13 protein-coding genes are annotated in these 21,659 nt (G+C 60.5%); 7 read left to right on the top strand and 6 right to left on the bottom strand.

What is annotated here, in order from left to right:
- Positions 1-349: 349 nt before the first annotated feature.
- From AC6H1L_RS04715 to AC6H1L_RS04705, 3 genes are all read left to right on the top strand, one after another.
- The gene (locus AC6H1L_RS04715) at positions 350-3,181 is read left to right on the top strand and encodes a type I restriction endonuclease subunit R (RefSeq protein ID WP_497600386.1); all 2,832 of its coding nucleotides are present in this window, start codon (positions 350-352) and stop codon (positions 3,179-3,181) included.
- Positions 3,178-4,911 (top strand): restriction endonuclease subunit S, encoded by a 1,734-nt coding sequence (locus AC6H1L_RS04710; RefSeq protein WP_497600385.1) that lies wholly within the window; start codon positions 3,178-3,180, stop codon positions 4,909-4,911. Before AC6H1L_RS04715 ends, AC6H1L_RS04710 begins: the two co-directional genes overlap by 4 nt.
- A gap of 108 nt (positions 4,912-5,019) precedes the next feature.
- Positions 5,020-6,585: a class I SAM-dependent DNA methyltransferase gene (locus AC6H1L_RS04705; RefSeq protein ID WP_497600384.1), complete on the top strand. Its 1,566-nt coding sequence runs from the start codon at positions 5,020-5,022 to the stop codon at positions 6,583-6,585.
- A gap of 134 nt (positions 6,586-6,719) precedes the next feature.
- Here AC6H1L_RS04705 and AC6H1L_RS04700 read toward each other — a convergent pair whose 3' ends face one another.
- Genes AC6H1L_RS04700 through AC6H1L_RS04690 form a run of 3 tightly spaced genes read right to left on the bottom strand, consistent with a single transcriptional unit; the run spans position 6,720 to position 8,268 of the window.
- On the bottom strand, positions 6,720-6,989 hold the full coding sequence (locus tag AC6H1L_RS04700) for a DUF4351 domain-containing protein (protein ID WP_497600383.1): 270 nt from the start codon (positions 6,987-6,989) through the stop codon (positions 6,720-6,722).
- 14 nt (positions 6,990-7,003) lie between these two features.
- Positions 7,004-7,318, bottom strand: coding sequence for a hypothetical protein (locus AC6H1L_RS04695; protein WP_497600382.1), 315 nt, complete (start codon positions 7,316-7,318; stop codon positions 7,004-7,006).
- 14 nt (positions 7,319-7,332) lie between these two features.
- Positions 7,333-8,268 carry an Rpn family recombination-promoting nuclease/putative transposase gene (locus tag AC6H1L_RS04690; protein ID WP_497600381.1) on the bottom strand — a complete coding sequence of 312 codons (936 nt, stop codon included), beginning with the start codon at positions 8,266-8,268 and terminating at the stop codon, positions 7,333-7,335.
- A 564-nt stretch (positions 8,269-8,832) separates the two neighbouring features.
- Here AC6H1L_RS04690 and AC6H1L_RS04685 point away from each other — a divergent pair.
- From AC6H1L_RS04685 to AC6H1L_RS04670, 4 genes are all read left to right on the top strand, one after another.
- Entirely contained in the window at positions 8,833-11,238 is a 2,406-nt protein-coding gene (locus AC6H1L_RS04685) for a protein kinase domain-containing protein (protein WP_497600380.1), read from the top strand.
- Positions 11,239-11,372: 134 nt separating this feature from the next.
- Positions 11,373-13,166 carry a substrate-binding and vWA domain-containing protein gene (locus tag AC6H1L_RS04680; RefSeq protein WP_497600379.1) on the top strand — a complete coding sequence of 598 codons (1,794 nt, stop codon included), beginning with the start codon at positions 11,373-11,375 and terminating at the stop codon, positions 13,164-13,166.
- A 654-nt stretch (positions 13,167-13,820) separates the two neighbouring features.
- The gene (locus AC6H1L_RS04675; protein ID WP_497600378.1) at positions 13,821-14,294 is read left to right on the top strand and encodes a nuclear transport factor 2 family protein; all 474 of its coding nucleotides are present in this window, start codon (positions 13,821-13,823) and stop codon (positions 14,292-14,294) included.
- A 937-nt stretch (positions 14,295-15,231) separates the two neighbouring features.
- Positions 15,232-17,439 (top strand): hypothetical protein, encoded by a 2,208-nt coding sequence (locus AC6H1L_RS04670; RefSeq protein ID WP_497600377.1) that lies wholly within the window; start codon positions 15,232-15,234, stop codon positions 17,437-17,439.
- A gap of 233 nt (positions 17,440-17,672) precedes the next feature.
- Here AC6H1L_RS04670 and AC6H1L_RS04665 read toward each other — a convergent pair whose 3' ends face one another.
- The 3 genes from AC6H1L_RS04665 to AC6H1L_RS04655 form a co-directional block, all read right to left on the bottom strand.
- The gene (locus AC6H1L_RS04665; RefSeq protein WP_497600376.1) at positions 17,673-19,400 is read right to left on the bottom strand and encodes a glycoside hydrolase family 10-like protein; all 1,728 of its coding nucleotides are present in this window, start codon (positions 19,398-19,400) and stop codon (positions 17,673-17,675) included.
- A gap of 299 nt (positions 19,401-19,699) precedes the next feature.
- Entirely contained in the window at positions 19,700-20,662 is a 963-nt protein-coding gene (locus AC6H1L_RS04660; RefSeq protein ID WP_497600375.1) for a ribokinase, read from the bottom strand.
- A gap of 121 nt (positions 20,663-20,783) precedes the next feature.
- Complete coding sequence (locus tag AC6H1L_RS04655) at positions 20,784-21,530, bottom strand: ABC transporter ATP-binding protein (protein ID WP_497600374.1); 747 nt, start codon at positions 21,528-21,530, stop codon at positions 20,784-20,786.
- Positions 21,531-21,659: the final 129 nt, after the last annotated feature.

Raw genomic sequence — 21,659 nt, 5'->3', positions numbered from 1 at the left:
AGCTCACCCTCCTGTCTGAGCGCCTTTTTCTGCTCTCTCCGGCTGTTCCCTGTCCGCTCTGGTAGAGCGCTCCCTGAGTCTGTCGCCCAGAGTAGCATGATGGCCTGGACCGTTCTCGCCTTACCCCTCTTCCTGTTGGCTCTTTGCCGCCAGCAAGCGGGCGATAAAGAAACGCTCTGTAATTCGAATGGCAAGCATGCAATAATAAAAAGGCTGATGGCTGAGATCGCAGATCATCATGAGCAATCCTTCTGTCTGCCGCCGCTGCTGAAGCAGAAGGCGCAAGGGACGGACGGGACGAGCCAGCGACGCGAGATCAATTGTTTGCGAAAGGCAAGGAGTGAGTGCCGTGCTAACGCCAGAGCAACAGGCGCGCCAACAGATCGACGAGCTGCTCCGTCAAGCGGGCTGGGCGGTGCAGGAGAGAGCCACCCTCAATCTGGGCGCAGCGCGTGGTGTGGCCCTCTGCGAGGCGCCGCTCAAGGGTGGGGAGGCCGACTATCTGCTCTTTGTGGATCGCGAGGCTGTGGGAGTCATCGAGGCCAAGCGGGTGGGGACCCCGCTCACCGGGATCGAGGTGCAAAGCGCGAGGTATCGCCATAGCGTTCCGCCCGGCCTCCCGACGGCCCGCCTGCCCCTGCCCTTCGTCTACGAGTCTACCGGCGTCGAGACGCGCTTTACCAACTATCTGGAGCCGGCTGCCAGTAGCCGCCGCGTCTTTGCCTTTCATCGGCCTGAGACCCTGGCGGCCTGGTTGAAGCAGGTTCCGGAAGGGGCAGCCGAGCATGAGAGCCAGATCCTGCGCGCGCGACTACGCCATTTGCCGCCGCTCTCCCGTGAGGGACTGCGTGACTGCCAGTACGAGGCCATTACGAACCTGGAGCGCTCCTTTGCGGACAATCGCCCGCGGGCGCTGATCCAGATGGCCACTGGCAGTGGCAAGACCTACACTGCTGTCGCCAGCATCTACCGCCTGCTCAAGTTCGGCGGCGCGCGCCGCGTGCTCTTTCTGGTCGATCGCGCCAATCTGGGGCGCCAGGCGCTCAATGAGTTTCTGCAGTATGTGACGCCCGATACTAAGCGCAAGTTCGGCGAGCTGTACAATGTGCAGTTGCTCACACACAACACGATCGATCCGGCGGCCAGTGTCTGTATCACTACTATCCAGCGCCTCTACTCGATCCTCAGCGGTGAGCCGGAGCTAGAGAGCGAGCAGGAGGAGCGTTCACTCTTTGACCGAGAGGAGGAGCTGCTGAGGGAGAAGCCGAAGCAGGTGCGCTACAATCCGGCGGTGCCCATTGAGACTTTTGATGTGCTCTTTGTGGATGAGTGTCATCGCAGCATCTATCATGTCTGGCGCGCTGTGCTCGAATACTTCGATGCCTTCATTGTAGGGCTGACGGCGACGCCCAATAAGCAGACCTTCGGCTTTTTTCATCGCAATCTGGTGATGGAGTACGGCCATGAGCGGGCGGTGGCCGATGGGGTCAATGTCGACTACGGTATCTACCGTCTGCGCACCGATATCAGCGAGCGTGGGAGCCGCATCGAGCCGCTCTCGGTCGTGGGCCTGCGCGATCGGCGGACGCGGGCCGTGCGTTGGGAGCAGCTTGAAGATGAGCTGGTCTACTATCCGGAGCAGCTCGATCGAGAGGTGGTCTCGCTTGACCAGATCCGCACTATTATCCGCGCTTATCGCGATAGCTATCGCCAGCTCTTCCCGGAGCGCACGAAGGTGCCCAAGACGCTGATCTTCGCCAAGGATGATAGCCATGCCGATACGATTGTGGAGATTGCGCGTGAGGAGTTCAGGCCGGAGATTCTGCGTGAGGGCTGCAGTGCCAACGACTATGTTCAGAAAATCACGTATCGGACAACGGGGGCCCGCCCCGAGGATCTGATTACGGCCTTCCGCAATCGGCTGACGCCGCGCATTGCGGTGACGGTCGATATGATTGCGACCGGTACGGATATTAAGCCGCTGGAGGTACTGATCTTTATGCGCCCGGTGCGCAGCCGCGGTTTTTATGAGCAGATGCTTGGGCGTGGCAGCCGCACGATCGATGATACGGAGTTTCAGCGGGTGATGGGTGAGGAGGAGGGGAAGACGCGCTTTGTGGTGATCGATGCGGTGGGGGTGAGCGAGCGGGTTATGATCGATAGCGGGCCGTTGGAGCGCAAGCCGGGGCTGGGTTTGGAGAAGCTGCTAGAGGGGGTTGCGCTGGGGAAGTGGCAGAGCGATCCAGAGCTGTTGCGTTCGCTGGCGGGACGCCTGGACCGGCTGGCGCGCCGGGCAGGACCGGAAGCGGAGGCCAGGGTGAAGGCGGCCAGCGGTGGGCTGGGCCTGCGCGCGCTGGCGCAGCGGATTGTCGAGGCGCTCGATCCCGATGTGCAACTGGAGCGGGCAATGGCTCAGACTGGCAACAGGTCCTTGACACCAGAGTCGCCCGAGGTGCAGGCGGTGCGGTTGCAGTTGTTGCAGGTGGCGGCGGCTCCCTTTGATCAGCCGGCGCTGCGTCAGGCGCTGCTCGACCTGCAGGGAGTGCGCGAGCAGGTGCTTGATGAGGTCAGTCAGGATCGCGTGATCGAGGCTGGCTGGCAGAGCACGACGCTGGCGAGCGATCAGGAGCTGCTGGGGCGCTTGCGCCGCTTTATTGAGGAGCATGCCGGGGAGCAGCCGATTCTGCGGCGGCTGGTGCTGGGTGAGGCCGGCGAGCCGTGGCGCGAGGAGGATCTGAAGCGCTTGAGGGCGGCGCTGGAGTCACCGCCCTGGGGGTTGTCCTGGCGGCGCCTGGTGCAGGCCTATGCCCGCCTGGAGCCGGGGCGGGTGCCTGACCAATTTGGGAGTATGGAGACGGACTTGATTGCCCTGATGCGCTATACTATAGAGCGTGAGCGCACCGGCGAGGCCGTCCTGGAGCCGTATCGCGCGCTGGTTGAGCGTCGCTTTGCCGCCTGGCTGGCCGAGGAAGAGGAGCGTCGTGCGGTACCTTTTACAACGGAGCAGCGCCAATGGCTGGAGGCGATGCGCGATGCGATCGCTACCTCGCTGAGTATCGCGCTGACAGACTTCGAGATGGTGCCTTTTAACCAGCTCGGTGGTTTGGGACGGGCCATACGCCTTTTCGGGGCCGAGTTGCCCGCAATCGTGCACTCCTTGAACGAGAGGTTAGCCTCATGAGCGCTGCTGCACCTGCCGCCGCTAACGCCCACGATCAGACCCTGCCCCCAGGGTGGGTAAGAACTACTCTGGGGGAGGTATCTCTAATCAATCCAGGGGTGGATGTCTCTCACTTACCTGCGACTGCCCTCGTCTCATTTATCCCAATGGCCGCCGTGGGAGCCGGGACAGGAAGAATTGATACCGCTAATATCCGTCCCCTCTCTGAGATGAAGAAAGGGTTCACGGCCTTTCGTGAGGGGGATGTGCTCTTTGCCAAAATTACTCCATGTATGGAAAATGGCAAATTCGCTGTAGCGCATTCACTAGAGTCTGGAATTGGCTTCGGCTCAACCGAATTTCACGTTTTGAGACCAGAGCAGGGTGTCAACCCCTACTTTATACTCTACTATCTTCTGCAGCGCTCTTTTAGACAAGCAGCTCGATCGGCTATGGGAGGAAGCGCGGGACAATTAAGAGTGCCAGCGAGTTTCCTTGCATCGGCGGAATTCCCTCTTCCTCCTGCGGAAGAGCAGCGGCGTATTGTGGCGGCCATTGAGGGGTATCTGACGCGACTCGATGCGGTGGTTGAGACGCTGCGGCAGGATCGCATCAAGCTCAGGAACGCGCGGGCGGCCCTGCTGCGCGATGCGGTCGAGGGCAGGCTCACCGAGCGCTGGCGGGCGACGCATCCAGTCAGTGAGGACGGTGAGGCCCTGCTCAAACGCATTCTGGCCGAGCGGCGCGCCCGCTGGGAGGCCGAGCAGTTGGAGAAGATGCGCGCCCGTGGCCAGGTGCCGCAAGATGAGCGCTGGAAGCAGGCCTACCGCGAGCCGGCAGGCCCCGATACCAGCACCCTGCCGGCGCTGCCCCCCGGCTGGTGCTGGGCTACCGTGGAGCAGCTTATTGCAAGGAGCGAGTATGGCACTTCCATCAAGTGTGATTATGGGGCTGGGGGAGAACCCATTGTAAGGATTCCTAATATTATTAGGGGTATTCTTGATCTTAAAGATCTGAAGTATTCCTTAGAACCAATCAATCTTAGCACTGAAGAAGCTCTTCAGCCAGGAGATGTGCTTTTATGTAGGACGAATGGCAGTATCAATCTGCTTGGTAAATCTGCTGTAGTCCGCACCGACTTGAAACAAAAGTATGGCTTTGCATCTTACCTTTTACGGTTTCGCTTTTTAGAAAAAAATATTTTCCCTTCCTGGTTTCACCTGTTTGTCAGTAGTGAACATGGAAGGAGTTTTATTAAGGATAAGGCTATTTCTTCTGCTGGGCAACATAATATTAGTCTATCTATAATCCATTCAATGCCCCTTCCCCTCCCACCGCTAGAAGAGCAGCGGCAGATTGTTGCCGAAGTAGAGCGGCGGCTCAGCATCATCCAGCAAGCTGAAGAGGCCATTGAGCGCAGCCTCAAGCGGGCCGAGCACCTGCGTCAGAGCATCCTCAAGCGCGCCTTCAGCGGCCAGCTCGTCCCCCAGGACCCGAGCGACGAGCCAGCCAGCCAGCTTCTGGAGCGCATCCGGGCCGAACGCGCCCGGCGCGAGCAACAGACGCAAACCACGCGCAACCAGCGGGGGGCCCGCTCGCCCAGCCGGTCCCAGGCCCAGCCGATCCAATCGGGGCAACCCACGGTCAGCAGTGAGCGGCCAGCCCCCATCGACCCCCAGCAACTCGCGCGGCCCAGTCTCTGGACAGCCGAGAGCAACGCTGACAGCAACGCTCACCAGAGCGAAGCCTAGCCAGGCCGGCACCATCGCTATCCTGCCAGCCGCACGCCTGCTCAGACCCAAACCTGACAGCCCTATCTGCTCAGCACAAAAAAAGAAAAAAGAGAGCAAGCAAGCACAATGAGCGAGACATACAGCACCCAATACATCGTCCAGCGGCTCTGGAACTACTGCAACATCCTGCGAGATGAAGGACTCTCCTACGGTGACTATCTCGAACAGCTCACCTATCTTCTCTTCCTCAAAATGGCCCACGAGCGTACCCAGCCGCCCTACAACCAACCGGCGCGCATCCCGGAAGAACTGAGCTGGGCCAGCCTGCTCAAACTGAACGGCGAAGCCCTAGAGGCCCACTATCGCCGCATCCTCAGCGAGCTAGGCCAGCGCAACGGCATGCTGGGCATCATCTTCCGCAAGGCCCAGAACAAGATTCAGGACCCGGCCAAACTCCGGCGCCTCATCGTCGACCTCATCGACCGTGAACAATGGACCGCTCTCAGTGCCGACGTCAAAGGCGACGCCTATGAAGGCCTGCTTCAGAAGAACGCCGAAGACATCAAAGGAGGGGCTGGCCAATATTTCACCCCGCGCCCCCTCATCAGCGCCATCGTCGACGTCATGCAGCCCAAACCTGGCCAGCGCATCTGTGACCCTGCCTGTGGAACTGGCGGCTTTCTCCTGGCTGCCCATGACTACATCGTCAAGCACTATAGCCGCCAGATGGACCGTGACCAGAAGCGCTTTCTCAAACACGAAGCCCTCCACGGCTGGGAGATCGTCGACGCCGCCGCGCGCCTCTGCGTCATGAACCTCTTCCTGCACGGCATCGGCGACGACGAAAGCGATCACTGTCCCATTCGTGTCGCCGACAGCCTGCGCAGCCATCCGGGCGAATATTTCGACATGGTCCTCACCAATCCCCCCTTTGGGCGCAAGAGCAGCATCACCTACATCACCGAAAAAGGGCGAGAAGAGCGCGAAGCCAGCGTCATCGTGCGCGATGACTTCATCGCCAGCACCAGCAACAAGCAACTCAACTTTCTCCAGCATGTCAAATCGCTACTCAAGATCCACGGTCAAGCGGCCATTGTTGTCCCCGACAACGTCCTCTTCGAAGGCGGGGCCGGCGAGATCATCCGCCGCGACCTGCTCGACACCTGCGATGTCCATACCCTGCTGCGCCTTCCCACGGGCATTTTCTACGCCCAGGGAGTCAAGGCCAACGTCCTCTTTTTTGACCGCAAGCCGGCCAGTGCCCGGCCCTGGACCGAGCGCCTCTGGATTTACGATCTGCGCACCAACCAGCATTTCACTCTACGTTCCAAGCCGCTCACGCGGGCCCATCTTGATGACTTCGTGGCCTGCTATAAGCCTGGGAAGCGTCATGAGCGGCAAGAAAGCGAGCGTTTCCGCTCCTTCAGCTATGAAGAGCTGATCAAGCGCGACAAAGTCAACCTTGACATCTTCTGGCTGCGCGATCGCAGCCTGGAGAACGCCAGCGCGCTACCACCACCTGACGAAATCATTGGCGATATTGTAGAGGATTTGCAGGCGGCCTTAGAGCAGTTAAATGCCATCATCGAGGATCTCAACGGTAATGGTAACGATAACGGTAACGGCAAGAAGAAGGCAGAGGCGGCTCTGAAAGCTGAAGAAGGCGAACCCCCGGCCCCGGCGGAGGAGTAGGAAAGGAGAGCAAGCGGCTAGGGAGCAGATGAGGGAGCGCCCGCCTCGTATCTGGCGTTGCGACCTCTTTGCTCCCCGCTTGCTCTCAGACCGGCTGACTGACCCGTAAGCGAGCGCTTGCCGTCGTGCCTGAGTCAGAGATCGGCAGCGAGGAAGAGCGCGCGCGCAGCGTCAGGATCGAAGATATCGCAAAGAGCGAGCAGGAGGGCGCGCAGGCGGTCGGGGTCCTGCAGGGAGCGAATGCGCGGCTCCAGCTCGGGGACAAGAGCGGGAAAGCGGCGGGCCAACAAAGAGAGCAATAGCTCCTGTTCTGTGACAAGGCGGCCCTCGGCGAGGCCCTCAGCTCGACCCTCGGCGAGCCACTCCTGAACGGCGGGCGATTCCCGCAGGATCTCTCTGAGCATCGCAGGCCTCCCAATTACTGGCTGTCGGTGAAGAGCGCGCGCGCAGCGTCAGGATCGAAGATATCGCAGAGAGCGAGCAGGAGGGCGCGCAGGCGGTCGGGGTCCTGCAGGGAGCGAATGCGCGGCTCCAGCTCGGGGACAAGAGCGGGAAAGCGGCGGGCCAACAAAGAGAGCAGCAGCTCCTGTTCTGTGACAAGGCGGCCCTCGGCGAGGCCCTCAGCTCGACCCTCGGCGAGGCCCTCAGCTCGACCCTCGGCGAGGCCCTCAGCTCGGCCCTCGGCGAGCCACTCCTGAACGGCGGGCGATTCCCGCAGGATCTCTCTGAGCATCGCAGGCCTCCCAATTACTGGCTGTCGGTGAAGAGCGCGCGCGCAGCGTCAGGATCGAAGATATCGCAGAGAGCGAGCAGGAGGGCGCGCAGGCGGTCGGGGTCCTGCAGGGAGCGAATGCGCGGCTCCAGCTCGGGGACAAGAGCGGGAAAGCGGCGGGCCAACAAAGAGAGCAGCAGCTCCTGTTCTGTGACAAGGCGGCCCTCGGCGAGGCCCTCAGCTCGGCCCTCGGCGAGCCACTCCTGAACGGCGGGCGATTCCCGATAGATTTCGCGAAGCATCTCGAATCTCCTTTGAACACGACTAGAATCCACGTGGCCTTGAAACGTCAAACTGGCGAGCGTCTTAGCATGAGCAAGAAGATCGCGTAGCTGCTGCGCTGAGATGCGCTGACGCTTCTGTGCCTGCTCCAAACCCGCAATCACGCGCTCCACAACCTCATAGCGCCGACCACCGCGACAGAGCAGCGCCAGCGGCCAGATGCCTGGCAGATCGAGACACAGCAGATCCTCCGCTGCCACCTCCCACAGCTTCACCACGCGATAAGAGAACGAGAGCGTATCGGCCTCGCCCTTACGCAAGCCGGGCCAGCGCAACGGCGGCAAGGGCATCTTACCCCCCTCATGCAAGTAGATCACCCAGGAGAAAACCTCTTGCTGATACAAGCGCCGTGCAACTATATTATACTCCAGCAGGCGGCTAGCCATCTGCGCATCGCCTCGCGCTTGAAACTCGATATGGAACAAGCACGGGCGCCCATCGACCCGCACGCGACAGAGTTCATCGGCGCGCAGATGCAAACTCTGCATCTCGCCCGATAGGCGAGACACCTCCTCACACTCACCGATCAACTCCACTCCATCGCAAAGCCAGGTCAGCATATCCTTCAAAGCAGCCTGAAGCAAACCCCGCGAACTGTGGTCCCACGGCTGCTGTCCCGAAAAGCTCATCACACCTCCCATCAGCGAAGTATCGAGGCAAGATTGATAGCACCATTATATGACTTATATTGCAATCCACCAAGATATAATTTCTATACTATTCACAAAAATATTGCCTGCTTGTATCTGAGGCAAGATAGTATCCCGGCCCATGACGCTCCACAACCGACCAACTGAAGGCAGACAGGCAGGGAAAGCGGATCATAAGGTCGGCGCTAGCGAGAGAGGGAAAGGGGCGAGCGATAGCAGGATCGCCCAATTACCTGCTAAGCAGCCAGTGGGTAGCTCGCCATGAGGAGCGCGGGCCCTGGCTTGCCGCCCTGCCTGGTGCAGGCCCGACTGCAGTCAGGCCACACCTGGCGGATAGCTCACAAGCGAGAGCACTTCATGATTCCTTAAGCAAGCCTTTACATTCTCATAACAAATGAGTAAAGCTGAGATAACGCATAGACTGCACACTCAAGGCAAAGAGGCCAGACAGGACCATACCGAATAAGATCAACACGAGTGCGGGCAGAGCGGGGGCTAAAAGTCAGACACTGACGCTCTCCATCCGTAAGGAAGTGAAAAACCTTGCAGCCTCACCCTGGAGGACACCTTACCTGTGGCCACTGCGGCACGCCAAACGCGCCCGGCGAGCAATTTTGCAGCAACTGTGGTTACACGCTGACCGGACCACCGACCGGCGGATATACCGCGCTGGTCCATCCTGGGCCGCCAGCAGCTAACAACCGGCGCATCACTGGCGCTCTCAGTCCTGGCGAGCTTCTCAGCGGTCGCTATCGCATCGTAGCCCTTGTCGGCAAAGGCGGCTTTGGGGCCGTCTACCAGGCGCTAGATCTGCGCTTTTCCGCCCGTCGTCAGGTGGCCATCAAAGAAATGGGCGACGCCCTGCTCAGTCCCAGCGAAAAAGCGCGCGCCCTTGCGGACTTCCGCCAAGAGGCTGAACTCCTGGTCCAGCTTCAGCATCCCAACCTGCCCAATGTCAGCGACTTCTTTGAAGAGGCAGGTAAAGCCTATCTTGTCATGGAATTCATCGAAGGCAAAACGCTGGCCAAAGTTCTGGAAGAACACGGAGGGCCGCTTGACGAAGCAACTGTCATGGGCTGGGGGCTGGAGCTATGCGCCGTCCTGCACTACCTGCACACCCGTCCCCAGGCGATCATCTTCCGCGACATGAAGCCGGCCAACGTCATGTTGACGCCCGCCGGCCAGCTCAAGCTGATCGACTTCGGCATCGCGCGCATCTTCAAAAGCCAGGTTACCCGCGATACAACCCTGCTTGGCTCCCAAGGCTATGCCCCGCTAGAGCAATACGGGCGCGGTCAAAGCGATGCGCGCTCAGATCTCTACGCCCTGGGGGCCACGCTCTACGAACTCCTCACCGGCGAGCTTCCCCTTGACGCACCGAGCAGGCGCATCAATCCCAGCCTCTTTCAGCCTCCGCGCGCCCTCAACCCGCAGCTTTCGCCTACCAGCGAGAGTATCATTCTGACTGCGATGGCCGAGGAGCCATCCCAGCGCTATCAGACCGCCGCTGCCATGTACATGGCGATTCTAGCAGCCGGCTTCACCGCACCCGATGCCGCCGGAACCACCCTCGCTGGCCTGGCGCCAGCCGCCGCCGCCAACGGAACGGCGCCGGCGACTGCCCTGCCGGTCACCCCGCTTCCAGCCAGCAAAGTGCCAGCGCCAGTCACCCCACTGCCGCCAACGCCAGGCCAGGGAGTCCAGGCTCAACGACAGATCACCGCTCAGAGAGGGAAACGCCTCTCGCGCCGTCTGCTGCTCACAGCGGGCGCCCTAGGCCTGGTCGCAGGGGCTGGCCTGCTCAGTATTCCCTTCTTCTTCATCCGCCAGCGTGGGGACACAACTGGCGTAGCCGGGCAAATCGCTCTCAGCTTCGTTTACAGCACCGAAAAAGCAAGCTGGATCAGCGCCGCCATCGCAGCCTTTAACCAACGCGGTGAGACCCTTGGCGGCAAACGCATCACCCTGGCGCAAGCCGAAGGACGCGGCTCCCTTGATGCCCGCAATCGCATCCTCAGCGGCCAGCTTCGCCCCATTGCCTGGAGTCCAGCCAGTACCCTTGAGCTGAATCAGCTCAGCGACGCCTGGAAAGCCGCCCATGCTGGCAAAGACCTTCTGGCCTCCTCTGCCGAGCTGCTACCGCGCTCGCTCGTCTTCAGTCCCCTGGTCTTCGCAGTCTGGGAAGAGCGCGCTCATCTCCTGCTCCAGCACTACCGGGCCATTGACTGGGAGGCCATTCATAGTGCTGTGCTTCTCAAAAACGGCTGGCAGGATCTGGGAGGACCGACCGCCTGGGGGCAGGTCAAGCTGGCCCAGACGCGGCCCGATCAGTCGAATAGTGGCCTGCTCAGCATCACCCTGCTCGCCTATGCCTACTTTCACCGGCAGCGTGGCTTGACCGCAGACCAGGTACGCGATCCGGGCTTTCGGCGCTATCTTGGCGATATTGAGGGAGCCGTCACCCAATTCGGGCGCAGCAGCGGCACCTATCTAGAAAATGAAGTCATTCTCAAAGGGCCTGCCTCCTACGACATCGCTTTCACCTACGAAAACCTCGTCCTGACCTATCAGGCGGAAGCCCGTCAGCGCCAGAGTATGGCCCTGCTCCCCTACTATCCGAGTCTCAATCTGCTCAGCGATCACCCCTTTGCCATCCTTGACGCCGAGTGGGTTAGCAGTGAGCAACAAGAAGCAGCTCGCGTCTTTCGCGACTTCCTGCTTGGGGAGGAACAGCAGCGCGCAGCCCTCAAAAGCGGCTTCCGCCCCACCAGCGCCGAAGTCACCATTGACGAGCGCATTGCTGGGAATCCTTTTCCAAGCCTGGCGAGCAGCCTCAAAATTGCCTCCCAGCTCGGCCCCCAGGCGCAGCCGCCAGCCGGCAATGTCACGGACACCTTGCTGCAGGAATGGCTCAGCGCCTACGGCAACAGTGCCACAGCGACCAGCTAACTGACTAGCTGGGCTGGCAGGAGGGAGACAGGCAGAGCAGAAACGCCTGCCCCAGGGCTGTGTGAGCAGCGGCCCCAGGTATTGGCACCTCACCTGGCTTTAGGCTTGTGACACGAAAGGATCATCAAAGGACTATGGACCTGGACAGAGACCGCGCGACGCTCAGCAGGCGGAGACGGCGAACGCTGTGGATCAGTCTCTTTTGCTCTGCCTGTGCCCTGTTGCTACTCTTCACGCTGCTGCTGAGCTGTGAAGGACCCGGGGGAAGCAGCGCTTCGCCCACGCCCACACCGGCCCCCTATCCGGTGAACTGTCAACACCATTCAAGCGATCCGGTGACTCTTACCATCTACTACGGCTCCGAGAAAAAGGACTGGATGAGCGACGTCATCGCGGACTTCAACAACCACCATTACGCTGCTTGCGATGGCGTCATCACCGTTAGAGCCATACCCGTCGGCTCCGGTGCCTCCCTGCAGGAGATCCTTAGCGGCAGCATCAGGCCTGACGTCTGGAGTCCCGCCGGCAGCGTCTGGCTTAGCTTGCTCAATACCCGCTGGCACCAAAAGACCGGGCACGACCTCATTGACATGGGGGCCAACGCCACACCTTCGCTGGTCAGCAGTCCCGTCGTCATTGCCATGTGGAAACCGCTGGCCGAGGCACTGGGCTGGCCGCAGCGCGCCATCGGCTGGAGCGACATCGCGCGCCTCAGTGCAGAGCCACAGGGATGGGCCGCCTATGGCCATCCTGAAGCGGGCAGCTTCAAATTCGGCCACACCCATCCGGCCTATTCCAACTCCGGCCTTGATGCCATCATCGCCATGAGCTATGCCGCCCTGGGCAAGCAGCGCGGGCTGACCCTGGCAGAGGTTGATGATCTTCGCGTGCGCCGTTTCATTGCCAATATTGAGCAGTCAGTGATCCACTATGGAGATAGCACCGGCTTCTTTGCCGACGAAATGTTTAACAAAGGACCTGGCTTCCTCAGCGCGGCAGTCATGTACGAAAACCTGGTTGTCGAAGCCAACGATGGCCACAGCTATCCCCATCTACCCTTTCCCGTCGTAGCCATCTATCCCAAAGAAGGCACCTTCTACAGTGATCACCCCTACGCCATCCTCCACGGCGACTGGCTGACACCGGCCAAAGAGAGCGCTGCTGAGGTCCTGCGTGCCTTCCTTCTGGCGCCCCAGCAACAAGCCAAGGCCCTGCGCTACGGCTTCCGTCCCACTGTGCCCTCGGTGGCAATGGGGGCTCCCATCGATAGCACCCACGGTGTTGACCCGGAGCAGCCGCGCACCATCCTGCAGGTGCCCACAGTGGACGTCGTCAATGCTATTGAGAGCACCTGGCAAGCGCAGAAACGCCGTGTCGCTGTCATGCTCGTCCTCGACACCTCGGGAAGCATGAACGACGACTTCAACGGGATGAGCAAGATCGACGCCGCACGGCAAGGCCTCAGCGACTTTGTACGGCTGATGAGCGACGATGACCTGCTCGGGCTGACCATCTTCAGCGATCAAGCCAGGGTCATCAGTCCGCTCTCTCTGCTTGGCTCCAAGCGTCAACAGGTCTTCCAGCAAATCGCTACCATTGCAGCGGACGGCAGCACCCGTCTTTTCGATACGATTGCCGAGCAGGTCCAGGCGCTCGACAGCTTTGTCACCAACGACATCAAGGCGATGGTCGTCCTGACCGATGGGCAAGATAACGTCAGCAAGCTTTCACTTGATGAGCTGCTCCAGCGGATGACGCCGCGAGGGGAGGACGCCGGCAGAGGAATCAAGGTCTTCACGATCGCCTATGGCAACGATGCCGATGGAGAGGCCCTCAAGTCGATCGCCGCGGCCACCGGCGCCCAAGAATATGCTGGTACACCGCAGAACATCCGCACAGTCTACGATCAAATCAGCCTCTTTTTCTAATGGATAAGCCAGATCGACCCGAGGAAGACCAGTTAGCATGCTAGCGCGCCTGCTCGGGGCGAGCGACTCAGGCAAGCTACGCGCTGACAGGCCTCCTCTTTATGGGCTTGCTGCCTCCAACCCGTACTGTGGCCCAGTCCGAGGACCGGCTAGCCTCTTGCTGGTCTCGCTAACGGCCAAACAAGAGAGGAAAGGAACGCCTCCCGTGCTACTCTCGGTCTCCGCTGCCGAAGTCCACGGGAAGCACTCCCCATCACGAAAGACGTTGTTCTTGCTGCGAACTGGTAACGAAACCCAGCTCATCGCTATCAGCAGAAGAAAGTCGGACGGAGACAGGGCTGAGGCGCGCTCTCGGTTCAGTCTGTAACTCGCTCTGCCACACTTCCTCCCATTCCCTACAGAGAAAGGCCCCCTTTCTCTCTAGCCATCAGCAAGGGGAGCAGCGATCGACCAGCGCCGCACGCCCTCTCGCTCTCGCTCTGCCGTCTCTCGTTGCTTCTATGCCTTTCTCCTGGCTCTCCCTTGGGGTCGGCAGCGGCCTGGCCCCTGATCCCCAACTTACCAAAGCATTTGTGCTGGCTGTTCTCCTGCGCTACAATACAGAGAACGAGGAAGCCACCGTTAGAGAGCAGCAGAAGCAGAGGAGAAAGTGGCGTGCGAACCAATCGAGAGAGCTTTGAGCAAAGCGGCCCTATGCCTGCGGGCATGGAGCTGCCTATTCTCATCAATCGCTGGATCGTTGCTTTCAATGCTCACGACGTCGACGAGCTAGTGGCCCTCTATCACGCTGAGGCCGAACTCTTCGATACAGGCATGCGCCACGCGCGTCGAGGCCACCAGGAGATCACGCGCTGGTTCAGCCAGCGCTTCGCCAGCATGCCAACTATCCAATATACGCCTACACGCCGCTTCTTCGGAGACGGGCAAGCGGCAGTCTGCTGGATTGCTTCCGGTACTACCCCGCGCCTGCTGGGACAGTCCTGGCTCTCGCGGCCCTTTCAAGTTGATGGTGTCAGCATCTTCACCGTCAGGAATGGCCTGATTCTACGCCAGAGCGACTACTACGATCATTTTTCAATTGTTGAGCAGATCTTTCCACCGCTGCGCTGGCTCCCCTTCAGGCTCTAGGCCTCAAGGCAGAGCAGCCCAAAGCGCACCAGGGCCGATGCCGTCAGAGTGCGCCAGATCTGGCCGGCTACAATGCCCCATTCAATCAGGGCTACCCAGCCCGGCCCTGCCAGGCTAGCTAGAGAGAACGACAGCCCTCATGCATCGTGACGACCTGACTGCCCAACGCTCATACGATCTGGCCAGCTTGGTGGGCCGGCTCGCCAGCGGTTTCTTCTCCTCTCTGCTCGGCAGAGCTGGCCTCTGCCCGGCTTTCCCTTGCCAATCGCTCATCCGCCGTGGTCCTGGTCTCCTTGAAAGCCAGGGAACGGCCCTTCTTTCCTCATCTCTCTCACTCTGACCTAAGAGCCAGCCCTTAGCTCTCTAGCCGCTCCTCTGGCTGGCCAGGCCCCTTCTCACCCTGCGCCTACCAGGCAGCGTACAGACGACCAGGCCAGGCTGACAAGGCACAGAGGCTACTCCCTCCCAGCCTGTCTATCTGCCAGCCTGCTGCCTGGTTCTGTTGCCCCCCTCGCCCGGACCTTCTCCCTGTCACTTGCATTAACAAAACTATTTTACATCCTTTTAACACTTTGCCATTGAGATAATTGATATCTATTCAATGAAATGCTATACTCTAATTGCACCTCCTTGGAGAGTCGAAAGGAAGGCGACTCAAGGAGACCTCCCTGTCGGGCGTGCCACCTGACAGGCCAGCACAGTGGAGTAGAAGGACAGGGAAAAACGCAGCGAGCCGCTCATCAGCGGTTTCCATATTCCAGCGGAGCAGGAAGGGAGCCTCACCGTGTGCTGGAGGCTTAGAGAGAGCGCTACTAGCTGGGGCTGCGCCCCTGCGCGGTGAAGGCGCAGACCTATCTGACGAACTGTCGTATCGTCGCCCTGTCCCTCATTCAGCAGTTGACTGACCAGCGGACCTGCAGCGATAAAGGAGGAACCTATGCAGCATCGCACCTGGTCCAGACCCAACCCAGTGGGAACGGAAAGGCCCCTGTGCCTTATCGAAACGAGCTGTCTCTTTCTTCTTCTCCTCCTCCTCATCCTTGGCTTGGGGCTGCCGGCGGCGCGGCCTGGCAAAGCTGCCGCGGCTGCAGAGAGCGAGGGCAGCGCCACCTGCCACCTCAAAAATGGCATCAAGCACGTCATCTACATCCAATTTGACAATGTACACCTCATGAGGGACAACCCCAATGTTCCCTCTGATCTAGAGCAGATGCCACATCTCCTCAACTTCATCGAGAACAATGGCATCATGCTCTCCAACAATCACACCCCGCTCATAGCCCACACTGGGACCAACATCCTCACCTCTCTCACTGGCGTTTACCCGGACCGTCACGGAGTAGCGATCAGCAACAGCTATCGCTATTTCAATCCCGATGGGACCAGCAATCCGGCCTCAGCCTTTGCCTACTGGACCGATCCGGTTTACGATCCCAGCGATCCGACGCCGACCGACACCACCTACAACATGCTCAACGAACTGGGGGCCAATGCTCCAGCGCCGTGGGTGCCCTACACGCGAGCTGGCTGCAACGTTGGAGGCATAGGGGCGTCTAACATAGTCCTGGAGAACATTGGGACCGACATACCCACCGTCTTCGGAGCTGACTCGCCGGAAGCACGCGAAGTCAAAGCCAATCCAGCCCAGGCCTACGCCGATTTCGTCGGCATCAGCATTCACTGCGCGCGCAACAATCCCCTCTGCTCCTCCGAGCACGGCGGCAAACCTGACCTGCTGCCCGATGAGCCCGGCGGCTACCAAGGCTACCAGGCCCTCTTCGGTCACAAGTACATCGCCCCCCAAATCAGCCCTGACGGGCCACTCACCGATCTCGACGGACACATCATCCAGGATACCCAGGGGCACATCGGCTTTCCCGGCTTTGACGGTATGGAAGCCAGCGTCAGCCTGGCCTATATAGCCGCCATGCAAGAGCACGACGTTCCCGTCACCTACGCCTACATCTCCGATGCCCATGACAACCATCCTGGAGGACCAGCCTTTGGGCCTGGCCAGGCCGGCTACGTAGCCGCCCTGCGCGCCTACGATGAAGCCTTTGACCGCTTCTTCCAACGGTTAGAGCGAGACGGCATCACCCCAGCCAATACCCTCTTTGTCATCACCGCCGACGAGGGCGACCATTTCGTTGGTGGGCCTCCGACGCCGACCGACTGCGACGGCGTCAATGTGCCCTGTAACTATAGCCTCATCGGTGAAATTAACGTCAACATGACCGGCCTGCTCGCCACCCAGCAGGGCATTACCACCCCCTTCCAACTCCACGCCGATTCCGCTCCGGCCATCTACATTACCGGTAACCCGGGGCGCACTGATCCGGTGACGCGTGCCTTTGAGCGGGCCACCGGCAAGCTCACCGCCGTTAACCCCATCACGGGCAAGAGCGAACCGCTCACCCAGTACATGGCCGATCCCGTCGAAATGAAGCTGCTTCACATGGTCACCGCTGACCCGGCTCGTACGCCTACCTTCGTCTGGTTTGCCAATCCCGACTACTACATCTATGCCGGGCCAGCGAACTGCAACGCGCCCTGTGTTCAGGTTGGGCCTACCTATGCCTGGAACCACGGCGATATTGCCCCCGACATCAATCGCACCTGGCTCGGGCTGGTCGGGCCTGGCGTACGCCATCTAGGCCGCAATGATAGCATCTGGGCCGACCACACCGACATTCGTCCCACCATGATGGAGCTGCTTGGCCTCAAAGACGACTATCGTCACGATGGGCGCGTCCTGATCGAGGCTCTGGATGACAGTGCTCTCCCTCCGACGGTGCGGCGCAGTCGAGGGCTGCTCATCCAGCTCGGTCAACTCCTCAAGCGCATCAATGCCCCCGTAGGAGACCTGGGACTGAGCACGCTGCGCATCTCTACCCTGGCGCTCGAAAGCGGCAGTCCCGACAATGACAGCACCTATACCCGCATGGCGTCGCAGCTTCAGCTGCTCACTGCTCAGCGTAACGCCCTGGCCGACGAGCTGCTCACTCTGCTAGAGGGAGCTGAGTTCGGCGGAGGCGGGCAGCAGGCTGCGGCGAAACTCACCCCGGCCCGCACTGCGACCCTCCTCGCCCGGGGAAACAACCTGCTCCAACGTGCTCACGGTCTGACAACACGACGCTCACGCTAGCTGTGCCAGCTCTTGGCCAGCCATCTAGCCAGCTAGATGGCTGGCCATGCTCGCTAGTGTAGCAGCCTGGGGCCGAGGGTGCTGAGGATGATCAAGGGGCTGGACCTGGCTCAGCAAAAAGGGAGCGCCCGAGCACAGGGTGTGCGGTTGGTCTGTTCGCGCTGCGGTCTGGGCTGCCAGCGCCTCGCGCTGCTATTGCCCACACCACACCTCGGCAACGAGACTGGGCCGCGCTAGCCTGCTCCGACCCGGCTGGCTGTCCCGTCAACTGCCGGCATAGGCACAACCAGGCCGGAGCTGCCACTTTCATGATGAAGGCGGTCTAGAGCTGTCACGTAGTAGGTATAGACTGGGCCAGGAGACACAAGACGATCGACAAAGACCTGCCAGTCCGTGCATGCTCTCCCTGCGCGGCGCTGAGTTGCCAGCAGAGCGTGAGGATCAGTCAGAGCGCATGGCGCAGAGAGAGCAGAGCCAGCCAGACGATAGATCGCATAGTAGGTCGCCGCGGCCTGCCCGTCAGAACCATCCCGCCAGCGCAGCCGAACCGTCCATACGCCTGTCCCCTGGGGCTGCAACTGGGCTTGTAAAGCCCTGGGAGCCGGTGGAGGGCTACCGCCTAACCAGGCCATCACAGGAATCAGCGCCGGATAGCGGTAGAGCACCGTGCGCAACCGGCGAGCAAAGCCGAGAGGGTCAGCCAGCAGCGACCCCAGGCGAAAGAACAGCTCGCCCTTTATAGACGGAAAGCGCCAGTCGAAACGCAGATGGCGCGGCAGCTCCTCTGCGTTGTTCCATGCGCCGCCGCTCCCCAGCTTATAAGCCGCCTGCCCAATATAGAGATGAACGCGCCAGCCCTGCACCTCCTGGACCCACCAACGCACCAGCGTTGCATAATCAGCGCGCCGGAAGCCGATCGGCCAATACAACTGCGGCGCGATATAATCCACCCACCGATGCCTGATCCACGTCCGCGTATCTGCATAAAGCGAATCGTAGCTAGTCACAGCTGCCTCGGTCGCTGATCCCGATGGATCGCTACCACGGTTGCGCCAGACCCCAAAGGGACTCACGCCAAACTTCACCGACGGGCGCAGGCGATGAATTGTCTGCGCCAGCGTAGCAATCAGCTCATTTACATTGGCGCGCCGCCAATCAGCGATCGAGCGATAATGAGCGGCGCCATAGCGGCGATACGTCTGCATATCCGGCAAAGGAAGTTTTCCTACCGGATAGGGATAAAAATAATCATCCAGGTGAATCCCATCGACATCGTAGTGGCGGAGAAGCTCCTCAACCGTTGCCGCCAGCAACTTGCGCACCGCGGGCAGGCCCGGATTCAGATAGAGCCCCCCGGCGTAATGCATCACCCACTCTGGATGCTGACGGGCGGGATTTGTCGGAGCCAGAGCCGAGAGATTATCATGAAAGCTCACCCGAAAGGGATTCAACCAGGCATGAAACTCCAGATTGCGCTGGTGGGCCTCGCGCACCAGAAAGGCTAGCGGATCGTAGCCGGGACTTCGTCCCTGGACCCCACTCAAGTAAGCCGACCAGGGGGCGTAGCGCGACGGATAGAAAGCATCTCCCGATGGGCGCACCTGGACAAAGACCGCATTCAGGCCCAGGTTGCGCACCTGGTCGAGCAGGCGTCGGCCTTCTTCCTGCTGAACGGCGACAGGCAAGCCCGGGCGTGAAGGCCAGTCCAGATTGGCTACCGTTGCGATCCAAACCCCGCGGAGCTGCCGCTGCGGTGCTCCCGTGGCCGATGAGGGAGAGCACGACCAGGCCCTGATCGCACTCCCTCTCCAGCTCTGGGCACGCGCGTACGCCAGCGCCGCTGGCCCACTGCCCGGTCTAAAGGCTAGCGTTACCAGCAGACCAGTCAGCAGCCAGGCAAGAGCCAAGGCCGTGCGGGGCAGATCCCTGGAAGTTCCAACGCCACTACCACGTGTACCCATCTGCTTTTCTCCTCTTCCACCCAGAGATTGATGTAGCCAATAGTGATGATATGCAGGGGTATTGTAGCCCACTCTCTCACTGATTGTAAAATCAACTTCTTCAATATAAGGGCCAATGGGGTCTATATTGGTGGCATTGAATAAGTTGGCAGAGAGAGCAACGAGAGAGGAGCGCCGGGCGAGAGTTGGGAGGAGAAAGAAAAAGCAGGTGGCCACGAAAGCGAGGGCCAGAGGGGCAACGACCGGCGCTCAAGAGAGCTGGCCTACGGCATAGGAAGCGGGCGGGCAGAAGTCCACAGTTAGAGCAGAGACTCTACCTCGGCGCGTGTGGGCAAAGAAGGCAAGGCCCCCTTGCGCGTCACTGTAATCGCGCCAGCGGCGTTAGCCCAACGGAGAGCCTCCTCCAGAGGGGCCCCCATTGAGAGGCGGGCGGCCAATGCCCCGCAGAAGGCATCGCCGGCACCGGTTGGATCAACCTGCTGCACATTGAAAGCGCGCTGCCAGCGATGGAAAGGGGGAGCACCGTTCTCGCCATGAGTGCACCAGGTTGAGCCTAGCGCCCCCAGCGTAATGATCACATGCTGAGGGCCACGCTCCAGCAAGCGCTCAGCGGCGGTCTTAGCCGTCATAGCGGTATCGACCGTCAGGCCAGCCAGAAAGCTCGCCTCGACCTCGTTCACCACCAGAATATCCACCAGCCTGAAAAGCTCAGCCGGAAGTGCTTCCTGGGGAATCGGCGCTGCGTTCAAGATCGTCACAAAGCCGGCCTCTCGTGCCTGGTGCAAGCCGGTAGCGATAGTATCGATACGTGTCTCGCACTGGGTCAGGAACACGCCGGGCGGAGCCACTTCCGAAGACTGCGCAGAGCCAAGCAACTCCTCCATTGCCCGCCGCACTGTCTCCGCCGACAAGGTCAAATTTGCGCGTGGCAGAGCGATAATCGCATTCTGGCCGATCTCGGTCGCTACCGTCACGCAGCCCACGCCTGTACCTGTCGTCGCATCGCGGCTGACGTAGCTGCAATCGACGCCCTCGGCGGCTAGCGCAGGGAAGAACGCATCGCCAAAGGAGTCCTGACCCACGTTGCCAATCAGGCTCGTCTGGGCGCCGAGGCGGGCAGCGGTTACTGCCTGATTGAAGCCTTTGCCACCGATGAAGATAGCAAATTCCTCACCGATCAAGGATTCCCCAGGGAAAGGGAAGCGAGGCGCGCGGGCTACCAGGTCGGTCATCAGGCTGCCAAGAACAATGACTCTACCCATAAGGGGACCCCCTCAATCCCTTTGGCCGCTTGCCGGCCTGCCTGTACGTTGAAAGATATCTCTATTATAGGGTACAGGCGCGAGAGATGTAAATGCTGTCACTATCGGGTTGGGCGCAACGCTAGGCTTCGTCGGCCTGGGCCGCGACGAGAGAACGATCGTCCTCAATGCGTCCATCGCGCATGGTGATGAGCCGCTGCGCGCGGCGCGCAACCTCCAGGGCGTGCGAAACCCAAACGAAAGTCAATCCCTGCTCGCGGTTCAGCGACAGCATCAGGTCGAGGATTTCCTGACTGGCCTCACTATCCAGGGCGCCCGTTGGCTCATCGGCCCAGACGATGGCCGGACGAGTGGCCAGGGCGCGCGCAATAGCCACCCGCTGGCACTGTCCACCGCTCATTTCCGCCGGGCGGTGATGGGCCCAGCGACTCAGACCAACCTGCTCAAGGCTGACGAAGGCCCGCTGGCGGGCTTCGCGAGGGGGTACACCGCTCACCAGCAGCGGCAACTCAATATTCTCCAGCGCTGTCAGCACGGGCAACAAATTATAATTTTGGAAGATAAAACCCATTGCACGGGCGCGGAAGGTTGTTAGCTCATTATCGGTCAGCTCCCGAATATCCTGGCCTGCAATGCGGATAGTGCCAGAGGTGGCCCGATCCAGACCGCTGAGGCAATTAAGCAGCGTGGTCTTGCCGCAGCCGCTTGGCCCCATAATAGCGACTACCTCGCCGCGACGGATTTGAAGGCTGACCCCGCGCAACGCCTGCACTTTGAGCGCCCCTTCGCCGTAGTCCTTGCGCACATCACAGGCCTCGACGATCAGCTCCTCTTGTCCTGGTAAGCTAGGGATCGCTCTGCTGAACATGCTTCTTTCCCTTCTCTGCTTAAGGGCGGCTCACAGTCTCGCTTGCTGATATGAGGAGGACAATAGCCTCTCTCAGTCAGTGTAGCCTGAGCTGGCCACAAGTGCAAGAGAGGATCAGCATAAGCGACA

Source organism: Thermogemmatispora argillosa, from assembly GCF_059696725.1.
The sequence above is the reverse complement of the archived record's forward strand: the minus strand, read 5'-3'. Positions and strand labels throughout refer to the sequence as shown.